The organism is Butyrivibrio sp. AD3002 (genome assembly GCF_000420905.1).
Lineage (GTDB): Bacteria > Bacillota > Clostridia > Lachnospirales > Lachnospiraceae > Butyrivibrio.
In genome coordinates, this window is the sequence record NZ_ATVV01000032.1 from 20,871 (window position 1) to 40,342 (window position 19,472).

A 19,472-nucleotide genomic window follows, 5' to 3' on the forward strand; every position below is an offset into this window, starting at 1 on the left:
TCGTATGAGAAAACCATTCTTGGAGGTTTTCCAGACCTTAAAACTGGACCAACACACAAAAGAAGAACTGTCAGATGTGCAGGTTGAGAAAATATCCACCACCGAGAAAAAGGATCTCGTACGCATCTATTTATCCAGCAACCGCCTTATCGAAAAGGCGGATGTTGTAAAGGCAGAGAAGGAAATTAAAAACCAACTTTTCAAGGAGACCAACCTGAAGGTCAAGATTTATGAAAGGTTCTTTCTCTCTGCCCAGTACACACCCCAGAATCTTCTGGAGATGTACAAGGACAGTATTCTGCTGGAATTCAAGAACTATGATCCAATAGAATATACGATTTTAAAATCCGCGGACTTCTCGTTTCCTGAATCAGACCGAGTGGAACTGATTCTCGAGGAGTCTGTTATTGCTGAGAAAAAATCTGAAGATATACAGCGCATTTTGGAAAAAATCCTGAATGAACGCTGCGGTTTTGCTGTGAAAATGGGCATCACCTATAAGAAGGCGACTGCTAAAAAGAAGGAAATAGATTATTCCAAGGAAACTTCAAAGCTTGCCAAGAGACTTGAAGAGGCCGAGGAGAGATCCGAGCAGAAGCACAAGGAAAAGGAAGCGGCGGCTGCTGCAAAGAAAGCAAAGGCAGAAGGAGCAGCTTCTTCCGATGCAAGTGCAGGAAAAGACGCGTCAAAGAATTCCCAGCAATCAGCCGGCAGCAAATTTGGCGGCAGCAAATTTGGTGGCGGCAGCAAGTTTTTCAAAAAGGGCACCGGCGCTGGATTCAAGCGCTCCGACGATCCCAATGTTATCTACGGAAGAGACTTCGATGAAGAGACTATCTCCATGGAAGAAATCGTGGGAGAGATGGGGGAAGTTACTGTCAGAGGAAAAATCATTAACTATGACAGACGTGATATTCGTAATGAGAAGGCTATTCTCATTTTCGCGATGACTGATTTCACCGACACCATTACTGTTAAGCTTTTCGCAAAACAGGAGAATGTGCCTGAGCTTGAGAAGGATATTAAGCCCGGTGCATTCCTTAAGGTACGCGGAATTGCCATGGTTGATAAGTTCGATCATGAGGTATCAATTCAGAGCGTTGCCGGAATCCGCAAGATACCAGACTTTACCGTAAAGCGCGTTGATGAAGAGGAAGTAAAAAGAGTTGAGCTTCACTGTCACACTAAGATGTCCGATATGGACGGAGTGTCTGAGGTAAAGGACATCGTCAAGCAGGCCTACAAGTGGGGCATGCCCGGAATTGCCATTACAGACCACGGCGTAGTTCAGGGCCTTACCGATGCGAACCATGCCTGGGAGGATCTCTGGAGCGCGGAAAAAGCAAAACGCAAGGAGGCGGGTGACAAGAATCCCGACAGACAGGACTTTTTCAAGGTAATCCAGGGCGTCGAGGGCTACCTCGTAGACGACTTAAAAGAGATAGTAATTAACAACAAGGGGCAGAAGCTTGAGGGTTCCACCTTTGTAGTATTCGATATAGAAACAACGGGCTTTTCGCCTGTGAACAACAAGATAATTGAGATAGGCGCAGTAAAGATGAAGGATGGAGAGATTCTGGATCGTTTTTCGGAATTTATCGATCCTCTTGAACCCATACCCTTCAGAATCACCAAGCTCACCAGCATAACCGATGACATGGTAATCGGCTGTCCCACAAGGGATGAGATTATCCCTAAGTTCGTGGAGTTCTGCGGCGACGCTATTCTTGTGGGACATAATGTCAGCTTCGATATCAGCTTTATCAATGAAAACTGTAAGCAGCTTGGCATCGACGTTGACTACACAACTGTTGATACCATGGGACTTTCGAGGGCGTTTTATCCCAACCAGGCAAAACACAATCTTGATGCACTCTGTAAGACTCTGGGCGTTGTTAACGAACACCACCACAGAGCGGTTGATGATGCTGAGTGTACTGCCAAGATTTTCCAGAAGTTCATACCGATGATTCAGAATGAAGGCGCGGACGACCTCACCAAAGTCAATGACCTCGGAGCATCGACACCGGATCTTGTAAAGCACCTCAGGACACACCACATCATTCTTCTTGCCAAGAATACGGTGGGACGTGTGAACCTGTATACGCTTATAAGTAAGTCCCACGTCGACTATTTTGCCAGATTCCCGAGAATTCCCAAGAGCGAACTGATCAAGCACAGGGAGGGACTTATTATCGGTTCCGCCTGCTGTGCGGGAGAGCTCTACGGCGCTGTTGTCGAGGGGCGCGCTGAGGATGAGATAGCAAAAATTGTAGACTTCTATGATTATCTGGAAATCCAGCCGGTTGCCAACAATCATTTCATGGTGGACTCAGAGCGCTATGAGGATATAAACTCGGATGATGATATTCGTGAGATAAATAAGAAAATCGTTAAGCTCGGCGAGCAGTACAACAAACCGGTTGTAGCAACCTGTGATGCACATTTCCTTAATCCCGATGATGAGATTTACAGAACCGTCATAATGGCGGGAAAAGGAATGGCAGACGAGGAACCGGCTCCGCTTTTCGTGCGCACGACTGCTGAGATGATGGCGGAGTTTGATTACCTGGGAGCTGCCAAGGCCAGAGAGGTTGTAATAGAAAACACCCGGGACATTGTGAAGAGATGCGACAGTATTTCCCCTGTCCGTCCCGACAAGTGTCCGCCTGTCATCGAGGATTCTGACGGTATTCTTACCAGAATCTGTTATGACAAGGCTCACGAAATATACGGTGAAAATCTCCCTGAGATAGTTGAGGAGAGACTTGAGAGAGAACTGAATTCAATCATAAAGAACGGCTTCGCGGTTATGTATATTATTGCGCAGAAGCTGGTTTGGAAGTCCGTGGAGGACGGGTATCTGGTTGGTTCTCGTGGTTCCGTAGGATCTTCTTTCGTTGCCTTTGCATCGGGAATTACCGAGGTTAATTCCCTCTCGCCGCACTATGTATGCCCGAAGTGCAAATACAGCGATTTTGATTCCGAAGAAGTATTGAAATACGGCGGTAATTCAGGCTGTGACATGCCTGATAAGCGCTGTCCAAAGTGCGGTCATATGATGGATAAGGACGGTTTCGACATTCCTTTTGAAACCTTCCTTGGATTCAAAGGAGATAAGGAGCCCGATATCGACTTGAACTTTTCCGGAGAATATCAGTCTAAGGCGCATAAGTATACCGAGGTTATTTTCGGTTACGGCCAGACCTTCAGAGCCGGAACAATTGCTGGTCTTGCGGATAAGACTGCCTATGGTTTTGTTAAGAAGTATTATGACGGTATCGGCGTCGGCAAGAGAAGATGTGAGATCGACAGAATTACTCAGGGCTGCATCGGTATTAGACGAGGAACAGGTCAGCATCCCGGCGGTATCATAGTACTTCCCGTGGGAGAGGATATTAACTCCTTTACACCGGTTCAGCACCCCGCTAATGATATGACGACGGCGACCATCACGACGCACTACGATTATCACTCAATCGACCACAACCTGCTAAAGCTTGATATTCTCGGACACGATGATCCGACGATGATAAGATTCCTTCAGGATTGTACCGGACTTGATCCCAAGACGGTGCCGCTTGATGATAAGAATGTCATGGAACTTTTCATGAGTACGAAGTCGCTCAACATCACGCCTGACCAGATAGGCGGGACAAAGCTTGGATGTCTTGGACTTCCCGAGTTTGGTACCGATTTTGCTATGAACATGGTTATCGATGCGCAGCCGACATCGCTGTCTCACCTTATTCGTATTTCCGGTCTGTCACACGGAACCGACGTATGGCTTGGAAATGCGCAGACCCTTATTCAGGAAGGCAAGGCTACAATCGATACCTGTATCTGCTGCCGTGATGATATCATGATCTACCTGATCCAGAAGGGACTTGATAAGTCTGAGTCCTTCAAGATCATGGAGGCGGTTCGTAAGGGAAAAGTTGCCAAGGGTAAGGAGAGCAACTGGGAAGCCTGGAAAAATGATATGAAGGAGCATGATGTCCCGGATTGGTACATCTGGTCCTGCGAGAAGATTAAGTACATGTTCCCCAAGGCGCACGCTGCTGCGTATGTTATGATGGCGTGGCGTATCGCTTACTTCAAGGTTTATGTACCTCAGGCTTTCTATGCGGCATGGTTTTCGATAAGAGCCAAGGCGCTGAACTATGAGCACATGTTCCAGGGTGAGGGCACTCTTCACATGTGGATGACTGAATACAGAAACAAGGGCGATGAGATGACTAACGCTGAGCAGAACGAGCTCGCAGCCATGAGACTTGCGGAAGAGATGTACGAACGTGGCATTGAAGTTATGCCCATCGATATCTTCAAGGCAGCCTCCAGATCCTTCACAGTCTGGGGAGACAAGATAATGCCCAGCCTTCTTAGTATCGACGGCCTTGGTGAAAAAGCTGCCGACCAGATCGTAGAAGCAGTTAAGGACGGCCCCTTCATTTCAAAGGACGACTTTAAACAGCGCACCAAGTGCCCTCAGGCAGTTGTCGACAAAATGGCTGAGATGGGACTTCTCGGAGATATCCCCGAGTCCAACCAGATCAGTATCTTTGACTTCATGATGGGTGGTTGATTGAGAGAATAAATGAAATAGGTTTATGCTATATCAAAATACGAGTAACTATTTACGGTATGATGATATAAGCATAAACCTATTTTTATAAAATTATGAAAATGGATTTACCAAAAACTAAAAGAAGATAAAAAATATGCGGTATAATAATAAAAAAGCCAAATTACAAACAAAGCAACAAAACAGTTAAAACAAAGCGGTAAAACCTAAAACCTAATAACCAAGAAGAATAAGAGAAAGAAATCCAAAGAGCAAGATGTTATAAGATCAAGTATTATAAAAATATTCGTTTCAAGCTTCCTTTTGCACATCCCACTTTACCACCATCCATCAGATATTTCTTCATGTTTCTTTGAAGAGTAGTGTTTTCTGGGAGAGATTTTAGCCATAGAGATTCAGTACTATTATTTAATATCTGATGCCTGAGCTGCTCATTTGATCCTTGCTGTTCAAGCTGCCCGTCTGCTATTTTCCTCTCAAACTTATCTTGATTAGTAAGACTCTCTATCTGTCCGCCCGCCAGCTGATATACCCACTCCAGGAAATCCATGGGCTCAGGATCAACTTCATCAATATCAAATGCATTCTGGAATCGTATGATACGCGAATCAGGAGACAACAACTCCTTCAAAGCAGGAGACAAAAGCCAACTATCAAGCAGAATTGTATCTGAATCTACTTCCGGATAATACTTCCTGAAGAAATCTTTCGCAGCGGCGACAGACTTATTTAACAGCTCAGCCTCAAGTCGAGCATCCGACGGAATGTGCATACTGAGAGAACTACTTTCTTCTACCAATTCATATTCCAGCTCACCAATTCTGAAAAGCTTTGCTTCCGCCTGCCTTGTGGTCCAGAAGGCTCTGTCGTAGCCATAGCTTCCATAGGAAGTATGATACTCTTTTACAAATCTTGAAAAACACCCCATCGTTGCTAGGAATATCTCTTCGGGAAAAATCTTCCATGCACCGTTATCCCTATTTCTTACAGATATCAGAAGATGTTCGGTGAGACTCTTTACTCCTGGAAACGTTTCCTCACCTGTTTTTGCACATAAAATGACAGCATCCGATACCTCATCAGGCATGCTGATTTTTTGAAGAAGTGACAGTAATGAGGATTCTTCATTTTGTATTGGGCTTGTTCTTGTTTCCAATATTTCTGTCTCCATTTTGTGGAATTTCTTCTAATCTTGCAAAAATTCCTCTTACAAGCCAATGCCTGAATTTATATACTGGACATGGCCATTTCTTAATAACGAATTTTTGTAAACTATATTTCAAAATAATAACATCATGATAAGATATCTATATAACTAAATTAATCTACGAAGTAGATATAGTCAAATGACTTACTGAATCAGATTCGTGTTGAATAATACTTCAAGAAGATGATTTATGGAAGATTATTTGCCGGGGGTTGCGCTTATTATGTTCCGAAATACCAAGATAATGGGAAAATATAGAATATCTGGGTACAAGACTTTTTGTTGTTTACCAATATAATTGTAGTTTCACATTTATCATGGTATAAGAAGTAGCAATTGCTACCAAGAAAAAGATCAAATGGCAAATATCTTGGTAAAAAATCAGCAAGTCATTACCAAGAAAAACACTAAATAACAAATATATGGGTACAAATCAAACAAGTTACAGCCAAGAAAAATAGAAAACAACATATATCTGGGTAAAGGTCATACAAAAGTATACCAAGATAAACAAAAATTAAAGGAAATCTTGGTAGCAACCATCAAAAAGAGTACCAAGAAAATAGCAAATCAATTCTTTTCTTGGTAATAACCGACATACATCAAGAAAAACATTGTCGCTAAAAAACTCACATCAAGAAAAATATAGATTAACCATGAAAGAAAGGAGCCTCCATGAGTATCACAAAACTTCGCGAACTGGGTGTTATGGTAGATTGCTCGAGAAATGCAGTCATGAACATACCGGCATTAAAGGAACTCATAAAAATATGTCATGAATTTGGCTATGACTACATAGGGCTCTATACCGAGGACACCATCGAGGTGACAGGTGAGCCATACTTTGGATACCAAAGAGGGCGCTATACGAGAGAAGAAATACAGGAAGCCGATACCTATGCGCATAGCCTTGGCATGGAGCTTCGACCTTACATACAGACGCTTGCACACATCAACCAGATTACCGGATACACGGAATACAGCGAATGCATAGATGTTAATGACATCTTGCTTGTTGGGAATCCGCGCACGGAACAACTAATCGACAATATCCTTAAAACCGTCTCCGAGACTTACTCTACACGAAAAGTGAATATCGGGATGGATGAAGCTCACATGGTGGGACTTGGAAAATATCTTGAACTTCACGGCTATCGGAACAGGGTTGATATCATCCTTGAACACCTTGAGCTAGTTGTGAAAATATGCAAAAAGTACGGCTTGCAACCCCAGATGTGGAGCGACATGTTTTTCAGACTTCTTACAGCTGGAGCATATGGAACGGAAAACAGCGAAGCTGCCAAGGAATTATCTGAAAATCTGTCCAAAATTAAAATTCCCGACGGACTGGAGCTTGTCTATTGGGATTATTACAGCACGGATGAAAAGCACTATGAGATGATCCTGGACCAGCATAAGGCTCTCACCTCGAATACCTCATTTGCAGGCGGTGCCTGGAGATGGATGGGCTTTGCGCCTTACAATTCCTACAGTCTTCTTATTACAAAGGCGGCAATAAAAGCCTGTCTTTCAAAAGATATCGATTCCGTAGCCATGACTGCCTGGGGAGATGACGGCACGGAGTGCAGTATTTTTGCGGTACTGCCTGTGCTCTATGAAGCTCCAAGACTTGGCGGAAAACTACCTACTGACAACAATTCCGGTTCCAAGGAAGACAAAGTGCAAACATTTACAGCCATCACCGGTTACACGCTTGAAGAATTCATGCTCCTTGACCTTGTTAATCCAAACTGCGAAGGTAAAAAGAAAAACAACCTCTCCAAGATACTGCTTTTTAACGATCCGTTGCTTTGCTCCTTTGACAGCCTTGTTCCGGATGGCATCTCTTCTTACTATGAAAAAACTGCCCAGAAACTTTTCGATGTAACCCGAAAAGGTGAGCGTCGCTTTGACCATATTTTTGATTCAATGGGAAAGCTCTGCTTGGTATTAGCACATAAAGCAGACCTTGGATGCAGACTTAGAAAGGCCTACCAGGCAAACAACACACAAACGTTAAAAGTCATAGCAAAAGAAATCCCGCAAATAATCAATCTCCTCGATGATTTCTACGATGCCTTTAGAAAACAGTGGCTCTATGAAAATAAATCTTACGGCTTCGAAGTGCAGACAGTCCGCATCGGTGGATTAAAACAACGCCTGGCGGACATAGCACTATACCTGGATGACTACCTTGGCGGAAGAATGGACAAAATTCAGGAACTCGAAACAGAAACTCTGCCTGTTGGCTACATTCTCGAAGGAGCCTCAGCAAACGAGGCTGAATTTAGCAGTTATCAGAAACTTGTAACCACAAGTAGACTTTCATGGTGATTGTTTTCATAAAACTTTAATTTGAGCATTTTGTTTGCACGATAGTATACTTATATTACGGAATTTTGATAATGAATAACTATGTTCACTAAAAGCATCAACGTGATTTAGGGGGCAATGAAGCATTATGTTCATGAACATGAAAAGGGCCAAGCTGACGGCTTGGGGAATGGCAATCTGCTTTTTGCTGATTCATGTACTTATGATCAGTATTTTTATTCAGTGCGGCGTTACGCCAATGGCGAAGTTTAACGTGTTCAGCATTGTCTTTTATATTTTTATGCTTTTCGTTGTTTATAAAGAGTGGCTGCAACTCTATGCGGTCGCTGTTTACCTGGAAGTTGCGGCTCACATGGTGCTTGCGGCGCTGCTCACCGGGTGGGGCAGTGGTTTTCAGATCACTCTTATAGGCATGAATGTTCTGGCATTTTTTGCTGAATACACGGGGAGAACTCTGAAACTGAAATACATACGTATGATGCCGATGTGCATACTTGGCATGATCTTTTATCTCTCCGTATATGTGTATCTACACTTTAATCCCGCGCCGTATGCCCTCCCTGAGAAGGCGGAATTCTGGCTTTCGATACTATGGGGCGTTATCGTTTTTGTAATCAATCTGTTCGTGCTACAGTTCCTCGTTATAATAGCCAATAAATCGGAGGAACAGCTCGAATATCAGCTTTCTCATGATAAGCTCACAGGCCTTCCCAACAGATATTATCTGACTAATCACCTTGATACGCTTCAAAATGGAAAAGAGGATTATTGGATAGCGATTTCCGACATAGACGATTTTAAGAAGGTTAATGATACCTATGGACACAACTGCGGAGACTATGTTCTGAAAACTGTTGGCGAAATATTGTCCGACAGAGGAGCGCTGTGCTGCAGATGGGGCGGAGAGGAATTCCTGTTTGTCGCGAAAACATCCGAAATACCCAATGCCTATGAGTTTTTGGAGAAAATCAGGAAAGAGATTGAAAAGCAGGATTTTGATTACGAGGGAGTGCCGTTTAAAGTTACGATGACTTTCGGGGTATCAGCTTCAGAAGGGAAAAGAGTACATGATATAATTCATGATGCCGACGAGAAACTGTATCTTGGAAAACACAGTGGAAAAAACAGAGTAATAACTTCGAGGTATTCAGTGGAAAATCCTATTTTGGAGATTCAGGATCCGCTCACTCGTGTTAAGAACAAAGTCGCTTTTGAAAAGACAGAGGAATCTTTGAATCTGGATATACAGCACGGAGCAGCCAATTTCGGAATAGTTTTGATCAGCCTTAAAAATGTGGATGAGATTAATAAAAAGCATGGACAGGATAAGGGCGATGAGTATATCTTAGGTTCATGCAAGTTAATTTGCGGAGTTTATATCAACTCCCAGGTTTACAGAATTAAGCCGACAGAATTTGTTGTTGTCATAACGGGCAGCGATTACTATGCGCGCGGTGAACTGATGGCTGATCTTTCGGACGCATTCAAGAGATCGACTGATAGCAGCGATAATAATCCCTGGCACAGATATGAGGCTTCTATCGGGATGGCCGTATATAATGAAAATTCCAAAGACGTCTCGGAGGTTTTAAATCGAGCGAGGAGTCGGTTTTGAAAGGAATGTAACAATGATTGAAAAAATAAAAAATATTGCACGTAGGGCCGGAGACATAATGAAAAATGCCGAGCGTCCCAAAATAATGGAAAAGGCCGGGCATGCCAATTTTTGCACAGAGACGGATGAAAAAATCCAGGCGTTTCTTATAGAGAAGTTGCAGGAAGTTCTTCCCGAAGCACAATTTCTGGGTGAGGAAGACGGTCAGGACGTGTTCTCATCAAAAATGGAAAAGGGCTACTGTTTTGTGCTCGATCCGATAGACGGAACCTCCAATTTTATCTATGAATACAGACCGTCAGTGGTTTCTATAGGCCTTTTGAAGGATGGAAAACCGCATATGGCAGTAATCTATAACCCGTTTGATGACATGATGTTTTCAGCACAGGCGGGACAGGGCGCATACATGAACGGCGAAAGAATAATGTCTACCGAGGCGCCGCTTTCGGATTCTCTGGTGGTATTTGGCACAGCGCCTTACTATGCAGGGCTTCAGGAGAGAACCTTCGAGATCGCAAAGAAGATTCTGCCTCTTTGCGTAGATCTTCGAAGATCCGGAACCGCTGCATGGGATATGTGCTGCGTCGCTCTTGGCAGATGCGCTTTATATTTCGAGATGAGAGTGCAGCTTTGGGACTATGCTGCGGCTGCGCTTATCGCACAGGAAGCCGGTTGCACGATTACGGATATTGATGGAAAACCGCTCGAATTCAGGGGCCCCACCTCTGCACTTTGCAGGGCGAGAGGAATCAAGGAGATTCCTGAGTGCTTTTTATAAAAAAGCAAAAGGGAGGAAGTATGACATTTTCAGATGACTTCGTAATAAGCTCAATGGATGATCTTATGGCCATCATCGATGAAATGGGTTTTGTTCCGTTTTTCGAAAATGAGATAGAGGGCTTTTCAATTGAGGAGCACATTGATCCGAAATGTTGGTACGGCGGAAGTGACAGCTTCTGGGATGCCTGGGAGTGGAAGGGGCCCGTCATCAATAAGATGAAGTGCGCCTACGGGAAATTCCTTAAAGGCAAGGCTATGTATATCAGCTCCAAGTGGTTTCCGGATTTTGCTAATTTTCGCAGAGACGGCTATGATTTCGATGCCAGATATGATGACGGACTTGCTTCCTACCACGACAAGGAACTGTTCGAGCTAATAGATGCCAATGCACCGATTCTCTCAAAACCGCTGAAGAAGCTCGGCGATTACGGTAAGGGTGGCAAGAAGGGCTATGATACCATGATCACAAGACTTCAGAAGCAGTGCTATATAATTACCAGTGACTTCAAGTACGCGACAGACAAGTTTGGCAATCAGTACGGCTGGGGAATAGCAGAGTATTCAACTCCCGAGAAATTTTTCGGCAAAAAGTTCAGAGACAAAGTCTACAAAAGAACACCCGAGGAATCCTACGAAAAGATTCTCGGGCAGTTTTCAAAAATCCTCCCAGAGGCAGATGAAGCCAGTATACGGAAAATATTAAAATAGACAATAAAAAATCCAAACTACTTGGTAGTTTGGACGATAGGGTTGGGCTGTTTACACAGTCAGTAGCTCGTAGCGGAATCGAACCGCTGATTCTGCCGTGAGAGGGCAGCGTCTTAGCCGCTTGACCAACGAGCCATATTGTTTTTTGTTGTCGCCTTTCGTTTGGCGACTTGATTATATTATTACAACTTCCAAAATAATGCAAGTACTTTTTTGAAAAAAATTAAAAAAATTTTCAAAAGGCAAAAAATGTTATTGCAACAATTAGGAATTAAAAAGCAAAAAGTGTAATGCCAAGATAGACAAAAATCATTATAATTATCATTGTGCGATAGTGTCGTTGGTGATGACTTTTCACCGGGACATATGGCATGAAAAAAGTAAAAAAAGACACAAAAGAAATTGGGAGGTTACATATGCTTTACATAGGTGTAGATCTTGGAACATCATCGGTTAAGCTTGTACTCATGGATGAGACAGGTAAGATTCACGGCACAGCCACAAGGGAGTATCCTTTATATTTCCCGCAGCCCGGTTGGTCAGAGCAGAAGCCTGAGGATTGGTACACACAGGCAGTAGAGGGACTTAAGGAGCTTCTTAAGGATGTTGATAAGTCACAGGTTGCCGGCATCAGCTTTGGCGGACAGATGCATGGTCTTGTTATTCTTGATGAGAATGACAACGTTATCCGTCCCGCAATCCTTTGGAATGACGGCAGAACTCAGAAACAGGTAGATTACCTTAATAACGAGATCGGTAAGGATAAGCTTTCCGAGTACACAGCAAATATTGCTTTCGCTGGATTCACTGCTCCAAAGATTCTCTGGATCAAGGAGAACGAGCCTGAGAACTTCAAGAAGATTAAGAAGATAATGCTTCCCAAGGATTATCTTGCATATAAATTCACAGGAACTTTCTGCACAGATTACTCTGATGCATCAGGAATGCTCCTTCTTGACGTTAAGAACCGCAAGTGGTCTGAAGAGATGTGCAAGCTTTGCGACATCACTACAGATAAGCTTCCGGGGCTCTATGAGAGTTATGAGAAGGTTGGCGAGCTCACAGCAGAGCTTTCTTCCGAGCTTGGACTTAAGAGCGGCGTAGTTGTGGCAGCAGGTGCAGGCGACAACGCAGCAGCTGCTGTTGGAACAGGTACAGTAGGTAACAACAAGTGCAACATTTCACTTGGAACCAGCGGAACAATTTTCATGTCCTCCAATAACTTCGCAGTGGACAGCAATAATGCGCTTCATTCCTTCGACCATGCGGACGGACACTTCCATCTCATGGGCTGCATGCTCAGCGCAGCAAGCTGCAACAAGTGGTGGAATGATGAGATTCTTAAGACCAAGGATTATGCAGCAGAGCAGAAGGGTATTGAGAAGCTTGGCGAGAACCACGTATTCTTCCTTCCTTACCTTATGGGTGAGAGATCTCCCTGGAATAATCCGAATGCCCGCGCTACCTTTACAGGCATTACAATGGATACCACAAGAGAGGATATGACTCAGGCAGTGCTCGAGGGCGTTGCTTTCGCTACAAGAGATATGTACGAAGTTGCCAAGAGCATCGGCGTTAAGCCCGAGAGAACTATGATCTGCGGTGGTGGTGCTAAGAGCCCTCTCTGGAGAAAAATGATTGCGAACATTCTTAATATAGAAGTAGATGTTCCTGTTTGCGAAGAGGGACCCGGCATGGGCGGCGCTATGCTTGCCATGGTTGCATGCGGTGCTTACGCAAGTGTTGAGGATGCTGCGGCTGCTATCGTTAAGGTTGATAAGACCGAGAAGCCCGATCCCGCTCTTGTAGAGAAGTATGAGGCAAGATATCAGCAGTTCAAGAACATTTATCCTGCACTCGCTGACACTTTTGATAAGATTATCTGAACGTATTGACGGGACGAGGTTTATTGGTATAATTAGTCTCGTAAACAAAAACAAGCAGAGTAGAATCCGGTGCGTTAAGTGCCATCTGGACAGGGACTGCCAGAAGGACGAAGGGCAACCGCGGTGTCGGATTCGGTTCCCACTGTAGCATATCGAATGTGTTGTAATTTCAGACACCTCCTTGTGCATACTGTGGAATGCATTAGGAGGTGTTTTTATGCAGAAAAATGTAACAGTTAATGAAGCAAATGAGATCAGTGTAAACAGATGGCTCGGATCCCTGAATGAGTTCAAGAGCCTACGAAACGTAGTGTTTTGTGGAATGATGGCTGCTGTAGCGATTATCCTCGGCTATGTAGCCACCATCAGAATCGGTCAGTTTATCAGAATCGGTTTCTCGGGACTTCCGAATCAGGTTGTGGACTATCTCTTCGGACCTGCGGTAGGTGCTATCTTCGGAGCGGCGCTTGATATCATCAAGTGGTTTTTACAACCCTCAGGCGATTTCTTCCCGGGCTTTACAATCAGTGCGGCCCTTGGCGGAATCATCTATGGCTTCGCATTTTATAAAAAGAACATAACTCTTCCGAGAATCTTTGTGGCTCAGCTTATTGTCAAAGTCTTCGTAAATATCGGACTCAATTCACTCTGGCTCAAGATGCTCTACGATCAGGCGATAATTGCGATGCTTCCGGGAAGAGTATTATCCAATGCAATAATGCTCCCTATTGACACTTTTATCACTTATGCAATGCTCAAGGCTATAGAGAGAACAATCAAGCCTATGATGCAGGGACTTTGATGGATATGGGCTTTACACAATCTTTACTTGACAAAAAGCAGTAGCGGTGCTACATTACACTTGTAACTTAATAATAATTCAGACTAGAAGTGGACTTGCAAGAGTCCACTTTTTCTATGCAAGTGCATTTGAAAAGAAATTTATGCACGCTTGCGTAAGAGGAATATCCTATGTCCAGAAGAGAAGAAATAGAGAACAAGACAGAAGCTCTTCTTAAGCCGATAGCTGAGAAGAACGAAGTTCGAATCTACGACGTCGAATTTGTTAAGGAAGCGGGACAGTGGTACCTGCGAGCTTACATTGACAGAGATGGCGGAGTTGATATTAACAAATGCGTGGATGTCAGCCACGAGCTCTCCGATGCTCTTGATGAACATGACTTCATCGACGAGGAGTACATCCTTGAAGTCAGCAGCCCGGGACTTGGCAGAGCACTTAAAAAGGACAGACATTTTGAGAACAGCTTAGGCCAGGAGGTTGACGTCAAGCTTTACAAGGCTCAGGACGGCACCAAGGAATTCACCGGAAATTTAAAGAGCTACGATTCAGATACAATCACAATCGAAACTCCCACCGGAGACAAAACATTCATTAGAAAAGAAGTTTCAAGCGTTAAGCTTACGCTGGACTTTTAACATTAAATATGTATATTCACAAACTTTCATAGATCAAGGAGAAAAAAACTATGAGTAAAGAATTGATGGACGCACTCGATTTGCTTGAGAAGGAGAAGAACATAAGCAGAGATTCTCTGTTTGATGCTATCGAGAACTCACTCATCACTGCCTGCAAGAATAACTTTGGCAGAGCTGAGAACATCCGTGTTGAAGTTGATCGCGATACCTGCGATTTCAGATGCTTCGCTGACAAGGAAGTTGTTGAGCTCGAGGACGACGTAATGGATCCCCTTCTTGAGATCTGTCTTGATGATGCACATAAGATCGATCCTAAGGCGCAGATCGGCGATATTGTTGCGGTTTCACTTAATTCCAAGGAATTCGGACGTATCGCAACACAGAATGCGAAGAACGTAATCCTTCAGAAAATCCGCGAGGAGGAGAAGGACGCAATCTACAGCGAGTATTATGAGCATGAGCATGACATCGTTACAGGTGTAGTTCAGAGATTCATCGGTAAAAATATCAGCATCAACCTTGGTAAGGCTGACGCTATGCTCAATGAGAACGAGCAGGTTAAGACTGAGCACTATCGTCCCACAGAGCGTATCAAGGTTTACATTCTTGAAGTAAGAAATGGTAACAAGGGTCCCAGAATTCTTGTATCCCGTACACATCCCGATCTCGTTAAGAGACTCTTCGAGCAGGAAGTTGCTGAGATTCAGGATGGAACAGTTGAGATTAAGAGTATTGCCAGAGAAGCCGGCAATCGTACAAAGATTGCGGTTTATTCTAATAACCCCAACGTTGATGCGGTTGGTGCCTGCGTTGGCGTGAACGGAAGCAGAGTTAACCTTATCGTTGATGAGCTCAACGGTGAGAAAATCGATATCGTTAACTGGGATGAGAACCCCGGAAACCTTATTCAGAATGCACTTTCACCTGCAAAGATTGTTGCAGTTTTCGCTGATCCCGATGAGAAGAGCGCAAAGGTAGTTGTTCCTGATTACCAGCTCTCACTTGCAATCGGTAAGGAAGGTCAGAACGCAAGACTTGCTGCACGTCTTACAGGTTATAAGATTGATATCAAGAGTGAGACTCAGGCTAAGGATGCTCCCGGATTCCGCATCGAGGATTACATGGATGATGAGGAAGAGTACGATGAGTACGAGGAAGGCGAGTACACCGAAGAGGGTGAGTATGCCGAGGACGGAGAGTATGAAGAGGCTGAGTACGAGGAAGAGGCTGCAGCTGATGCTGAGGAAGAGACTTCCGAGGAAGAGTAATTACAGAATGCTTCGTTACTATATATAAAGGATAATTATGGAAAAAAAGAAACCTATGCGAAAATGCGTCGGTTGCGGAGAAAGCAAGGAAAAAGCGATGTTGATCCGCGTTATCCGGGATACGAACGGAGAGATTCATTTGGATCCGACCGGACGTGCGAACGGAAGAGGCGCTTATGTATGCAGGGATGCCGGGTGTCTTGAGAAGGCCATCAAGAGAAAAGGTCTTGAGAGATCACTTAAGGTCAGCATTCCGGAGGAAACTCTGGAACAGTTAAAGAAGGAGCTTGAGGTAAATGGATGAAAATAAAATTTACTCTCTGCTCGGATTATGTCAAAAGGCAGGAAAACTTGTAAGCGGTGAGTTTGCGGTTGAGAATGCCATAAAGAGCGGGAAAGCCTGTATGGTCATTGTGAGCAGCGATGCTTCAAATAATACGGGCAAGAAATTCCGGGATAAATGTGATTATTATGATGTGCCGTTTTTCATGTTTGGGGACAAAGAGAAGTTAGGACATGCGATCGGCAAAGAAGTTCGAACGAGTATTGCGATCACGGACATGGGATTTGCAAAAAGCTTTCAGAAGAACTTACGCGTAGATGAATTGTACGGAGGAAATGCGAATGTCGAAAATTAAAATATCCGAACTCGCTTCGGAACTTGGTGTTGAAAGTAAGGAGCTTGTGGCATACCTGCAGGAGCAGGGTGTTGAGGCTGCAAAGAGATCAACAAGTTCAGTCGAAGACGATGATGCGGAGAAGGTAAGGAAACACTTCGGAAGCGGAAAGGCAGATGCTAAAAAGGAGAAGGCTGAGGCTCCTGCAAAGGAAGTAAAAGAGCAGGCTCCTGCTAAAGAGGATGCGTCAAAAGCTGCATCTTCGTCCGATGATAAAAAGGCTCAGAAGCCCCTTAAGAAAAAGCCCGAAGGTGAAGGTGCGGTTAAAAAGAAGAAAAATATCATTTTTGTAACCAACCCCAATAACTCAAAGAGCGGCAATTTCCATGGTAACCAGAATAATCAGAATCGCGGTACCCAGAATAAAAACCAGAACCGTGATAATAACAGAGGTGGTCAGAAGCAGGGTACATTTGCCCGTTCACAGAATGTATATCATCCGATTAAGCCTTTGACAGCACCGTCACAGCTTGAGTCTTATAACACAGATATACCTAAATATCAGGAGACTGCAGCAAAGCCTGCTAAGGCAGAGACACCTAAGACAGAACCTGCTAAGAAGCCCGTACAGGCAGCAGAGACACCTGCAAAGCCTGTAGCAGCAGAGGCACAGCAGAAGCCTCAGACTGAGAATCGTGAGAACCGTGTAAACCGCGAGAATCGCGATAACCGTGAGAACCGTGAGAACAGAGGCGGAGAACTCAGAAGAGGAGAAGGAAGAGATCAGGGCGGCCAGCAGCGCAGAGGCTCTCAGAACGACAGAAGAGGTGCAGCTCAGGGTGCTCCTCGTCAGAATATGGGCGGAGCAAGACCCGGACAGGGCGCACAGGGAAGACCCGGCGACCGTCAGCAGGGCAAAGGAAAAGATTTTGCAAAAGGACAGGGAAGAGGCGGATTTGACGCAGCTCCCATGAACGAAGGTGGTAAGGGCGAAGGAAAGAGACGTTCCGGCCAGGATAAGGATAAGAGATCTAAGAAAGATCATATTTATGAAGAGAATGAAGAGATGATGCCCAGAAGTAAGAGGGTTGGTCGCTTCATTAAGCCTGAAGTTAAAAAGGTAGAGGAGCCTGAGGAGCAGATCAAGGTTATCACAATTCCTGAGAAGCTTACGATCAAGGAACTCGCCGATAAGATGAAGCTTCAGCCTTCAGCTATTATCAAGAAGCTTTTCATGGCAGGCCAGATCGTTACCGTTAACTCAGAGCTTTCATACGAAGATGCTGAGAATATCGCGATCGATTATGATATCATCTGCGAGAAGGAAGTTCAGGTAGACGTTATCGAGGAACTTCTTAAGGAGGAAGAGGAGGACGAGAGCCTTCTTACATCCAGACCTCCGGTTGTCTGCGTAATGGGTCACGTCGATCATGGTAAGACATCACTTCTTGATGCTATCCGTGACACAAGCGTTACTGATAAAGAGGCCGGTGGTATCACACAGCGTATCGGTGCTTATCAGATCAAGGTTCAGGATAGAAAGATCACCTTCCTTGATACACCCGGACACGAAGCTTTCACAGCTATGCGTATGCGTGGTGCAAATTCTACAGATATTGCAGTTCTCGTAGTTGCAGCGGATGACGGTGTTATGCCTCAGACAATCGAGGCTATCAACCATGCTAAGGCTGCAGGCGTTGAGATAATTGTTGCTGTCAACAAGATTGATAAGCCCAGCGCTAACGTTGACAGAGTTAAGCAGGAGATGACAGAGTACGGCCTTATTGCTACAGATTGGGGCGGATCAACAGAGTTTGTTCCCGTTTCCGCTAAGACCGGCGAGGGTATGGATGTGCTTCTTGACACAATCCTTATCACTGCTGACATCCTTGAGCTTAAGGCTAATGCAAACCGTGAGGCAAGAGGTCTTGTCCTCGAGGCTAAGCTTGATAAGGGCCGCGGCCCCGTTGCCAACGTACTTGTACAGAAGGGTACACTCCATGTGGGAGACTTCATTTCTGCAGGTGCATGCTCCGGTAAGGTTCGTGCGATGATAGATGACAAGGGTAAGAGACTTAAAGAGGCTAAGCCTTCACAGCCCGTTGAGATTCTCGGTCTTTCAGATGTTCCGGGAGCAGGAGAGGTATTCCTTGGACACCAGAGCGACAAGGAAGCTAAACAGTACGCTAATACATATCTTCAGCAGCAGAAGAAGGATCTTATCGAGGAGACCAAGGCTAAGATGTCACTCGATGATCTGTATTCCAAGATTGAGGAAGGTAAGTTAAAAGAGCTTGATATCATTATCAAGGCTGATGTTCAGGGTAGTGTGGAAGCTCTTAAGGCAAGTCTTCTTAAGCTTTCAAATGACGAGGTTGTAGTTAAGGTTATCCACGGCGGTGTAGGTGCCATCACTGAGTCTGATGTATCACTTGCCGCTGCATCCAATGCGATCATCATCGGATTTGATGTTCGTCCCGATGCGGTTGCAAAGAGCACAGCTGAGCACGAAGGCGTAGAGATCAAGCTTTACAAGGTTATCTACCAGGCTATCGAGGATGTTGAATACGCTATGAAGGGTATGCTTGCTCCCGTATATGAGGAGAAGGTTATCGGACACGCTGAGATCCGTCAGCTCTTCAAGGCTTCCAAGGTTGGTAATATCGCCGGTGCTATCGTTACTGACGGTATGGTCCAGAAGGATTGCAAGGTTCGCATCTCCAGAGATGGCGAGCAAATCTTCGAAGGTGATCTTGCAACTCTTAAGAGATTTAAGGATGATGTCAAGGAAGTTAAGGACGGCTACGAGTGTGGTATGGTATTTGACGGCTTTGACCAGATCAATGTAGGCGATATCGTAGAAGCATACATCATGGTTGAGATTCCTCGTGAGAAGTTAGACAAGAAATAACAGCCTTCCCCTTGGGGCGCAAAAAATAAAAGCCTTCCCCTTGGGGGCGCTCGACGTCCGGGGTTGCTACTCGTCCGGGGGACGAGTGCTTAGCAACGACCGGAGTGGAACGTAGACCGTCGGT

13 protein-coding genes, 1 tRNA gene and 1 riboswitch are annotated in these 19,472 nt (G+C 44.7%); of the genes, 12 read left to right on the forward strand and 2 right to left on the reverse strand.

The features are described from left to right. Window positions 1-4 precede the first annotated feature (4 nt). Window positions 5-4,585: a PolC-type DNA polymerase III gene (locus G596_RS0117340; RefSeq protein ID WP_022763090.1), complete on the forward strand. Its 4,581-nt coding sequence runs from the start codon at window positions 5-7 to the stop codon at window positions 4,583-4,585. A gap of 274 nt (window positions 4,586-4,859) precedes the next feature. Here G596_RS0117340 and G596_RS24130 read toward each other — a convergent pair whose 3' ends face one another. After that, window positions 4,860-5,741 carry an acyltransferase domain-containing protein gene (locus tag G596_RS24130; RefSeq protein ID WP_155829349.1) on the reverse strand — a complete coding sequence of 294 codons (882 nt, stop codon included), beginning with the start codon at window positions 5,739-5,741 and terminating at the stop codon, window positions 4,860-4,862. Window positions 5,742-6,467: 726 nt separating this feature from the next. Between G596_RS24130 and G596_RS0117350 the strand changes: the two genes are divergently transcribed. From G596_RS0117350 to G596_RS0117365, 4 genes are all read left to right on the forward strand, one after another. Beyond that, window positions 6,468-8,126, forward strand: coding sequence for a beta-N-acetylhexosaminidase (locus tag G596_RS0117350; protein WP_022763092.1), 1,659 nt, complete (start codon window positions 6,468-6,470; stop codon window positions 8,124-8,126). A gap of 133 nt (window positions 8,127-8,259) precedes the next feature. Then, on the forward strand, window positions 8,260-9,741 hold the full coding sequence (locus tag G596_RS24135; protein ID WP_196805251.1) for a GGDEF domain-containing protein: 1,482 nt from the start codon (window positions 8,260-8,262) through the stop codon (window positions 9,739-9,741). Between the two features lie 13 nt (window positions 9,742-9,754). Next, window positions 9,755-10,519: an inositol monophosphatase family protein gene (locus tag G596_RS0117360; protein WP_022763094.1), complete on the forward strand. Its 765-nt coding sequence runs from the start codon at window positions 9,755-9,757 to the stop codon at window positions 10,517-10,519. Between the two features lie 20 nt (window positions 10,520-10,539). After that, window positions 10,540-11,229, forward strand: a complete 690-nt coding sequence (locus tag G596_RS0117365; protein ID WP_026498088.1) for an AlkZ-related protein — start codon at window positions 10,540-10,542, stop codon at window positions 11,227-11,229. A 63-nt stretch (window positions 11,230-11,292) separates the two neighbouring features. On the opposite strand, the gene G596_RS0117370 is transcribed toward G596_RS0117365, so the two are convergent. Then, window positions 11,293-11,364, reverse strand: a tRNA-Glu gene (locus G596_RS0117370). 281 nt (window positions 11,365-11,645) lie between these two features. On the opposite strand from G596_RS0117370, the gene xylB reads away from it, so the two are divergent. The 7 genes from xylB (at window position 11,646) to infB (ending at window position 19,348) form a co-directional block, all read left to right on the forward strand. After that, entirely contained in the window at window positions 11,646-13,115 is a 1,470-nt protein-coding gene (gene xylB / locus G596_RS0117375; protein ID WP_022763096.1) for a xylulokinase, read from the forward strand. 53 nt (window positions 13,116-13,168) lie between these two features. Beyond that, a riboswitch (THF riboswitch) is annotated at window positions 13,169-13,262 on the forward strand. Between the two features lie 70 nt (window positions 13,263-13,332). Further along, complete coding sequence (locus G596_RS0117385) at window positions 13,333-13,917, forward strand: folate family ECF transporter S component (RefSeq protein WP_022763098.1); 585 nt, start codon at window positions 13,333-13,335, stop codon at window positions 13,915-13,917. 170 nt (window positions 13,918-14,087) lie between these two features. Next, window positions 14,088-14,552 carry a ribosome maturation factor RimP gene (gene rimP, locus G596_RS0117390; RefSeq protein ID WP_022763099.1) on the forward strand — a complete coding sequence of 155 codons (465 nt, stop codon included), beginning with the start codon at window positions 14,088-14,090 and terminating at the stop codon, window positions 14,550-14,552. 50 nt (window positions 14,553-14,602) lie between these two features. Then, complete coding sequence (gene nusA / locus G596_RS0117395; RefSeq protein WP_022763100.1) at window positions 14,603-15,820, forward strand: transcription termination factor NusA; 1,218 nt, start codon at window positions 14,603-14,605, stop codon at window positions 15,818-15,820. A 37-nt stretch (window positions 15,821-15,857) separates the two neighbouring features. Next, the gene (rnpM, locus tag G596_RS0117400; RefSeq protein ID WP_022763101.1) at window positions 15,858-16,124 is read left to right on the forward strand and encodes an RNase P modulator RnpM; all 267 of its coding nucleotides are present in this window, start codon (window positions 15,858-15,860) and stop codon (window positions 16,122-16,124) included. Beyond that, on the forward strand, window positions 16,117-16,458 hold the full coding sequence (locus G596_RS0117405; protein ID WP_022763102.1) for a L7Ae/L30e/S12e/Gadd45 family ribosomal protein: 342 nt from the start codon (window positions 16,117-16,119) through the stop codon (window positions 16,456-16,458). Before rnpM ends, G596_RS0117405 begins: the two co-directional genes overlap by 8 nt. Next, window positions 16,445-19,348, forward strand: a complete 2,904-nt coding sequence (infB, locus tag G596_RS0117410; RefSeq protein ID WP_022763103.1) for a translation initiation factor IF-2 — start codon at window positions 16,445-16,447, stop codon at window positions 19,346-19,348. The genes G596_RS0117405 and infB overlap by 14 nt, the downstream gene beginning before the upstream one ends. Window positions 19,349-19,472 lie beyond the last annotated feature (124 nt).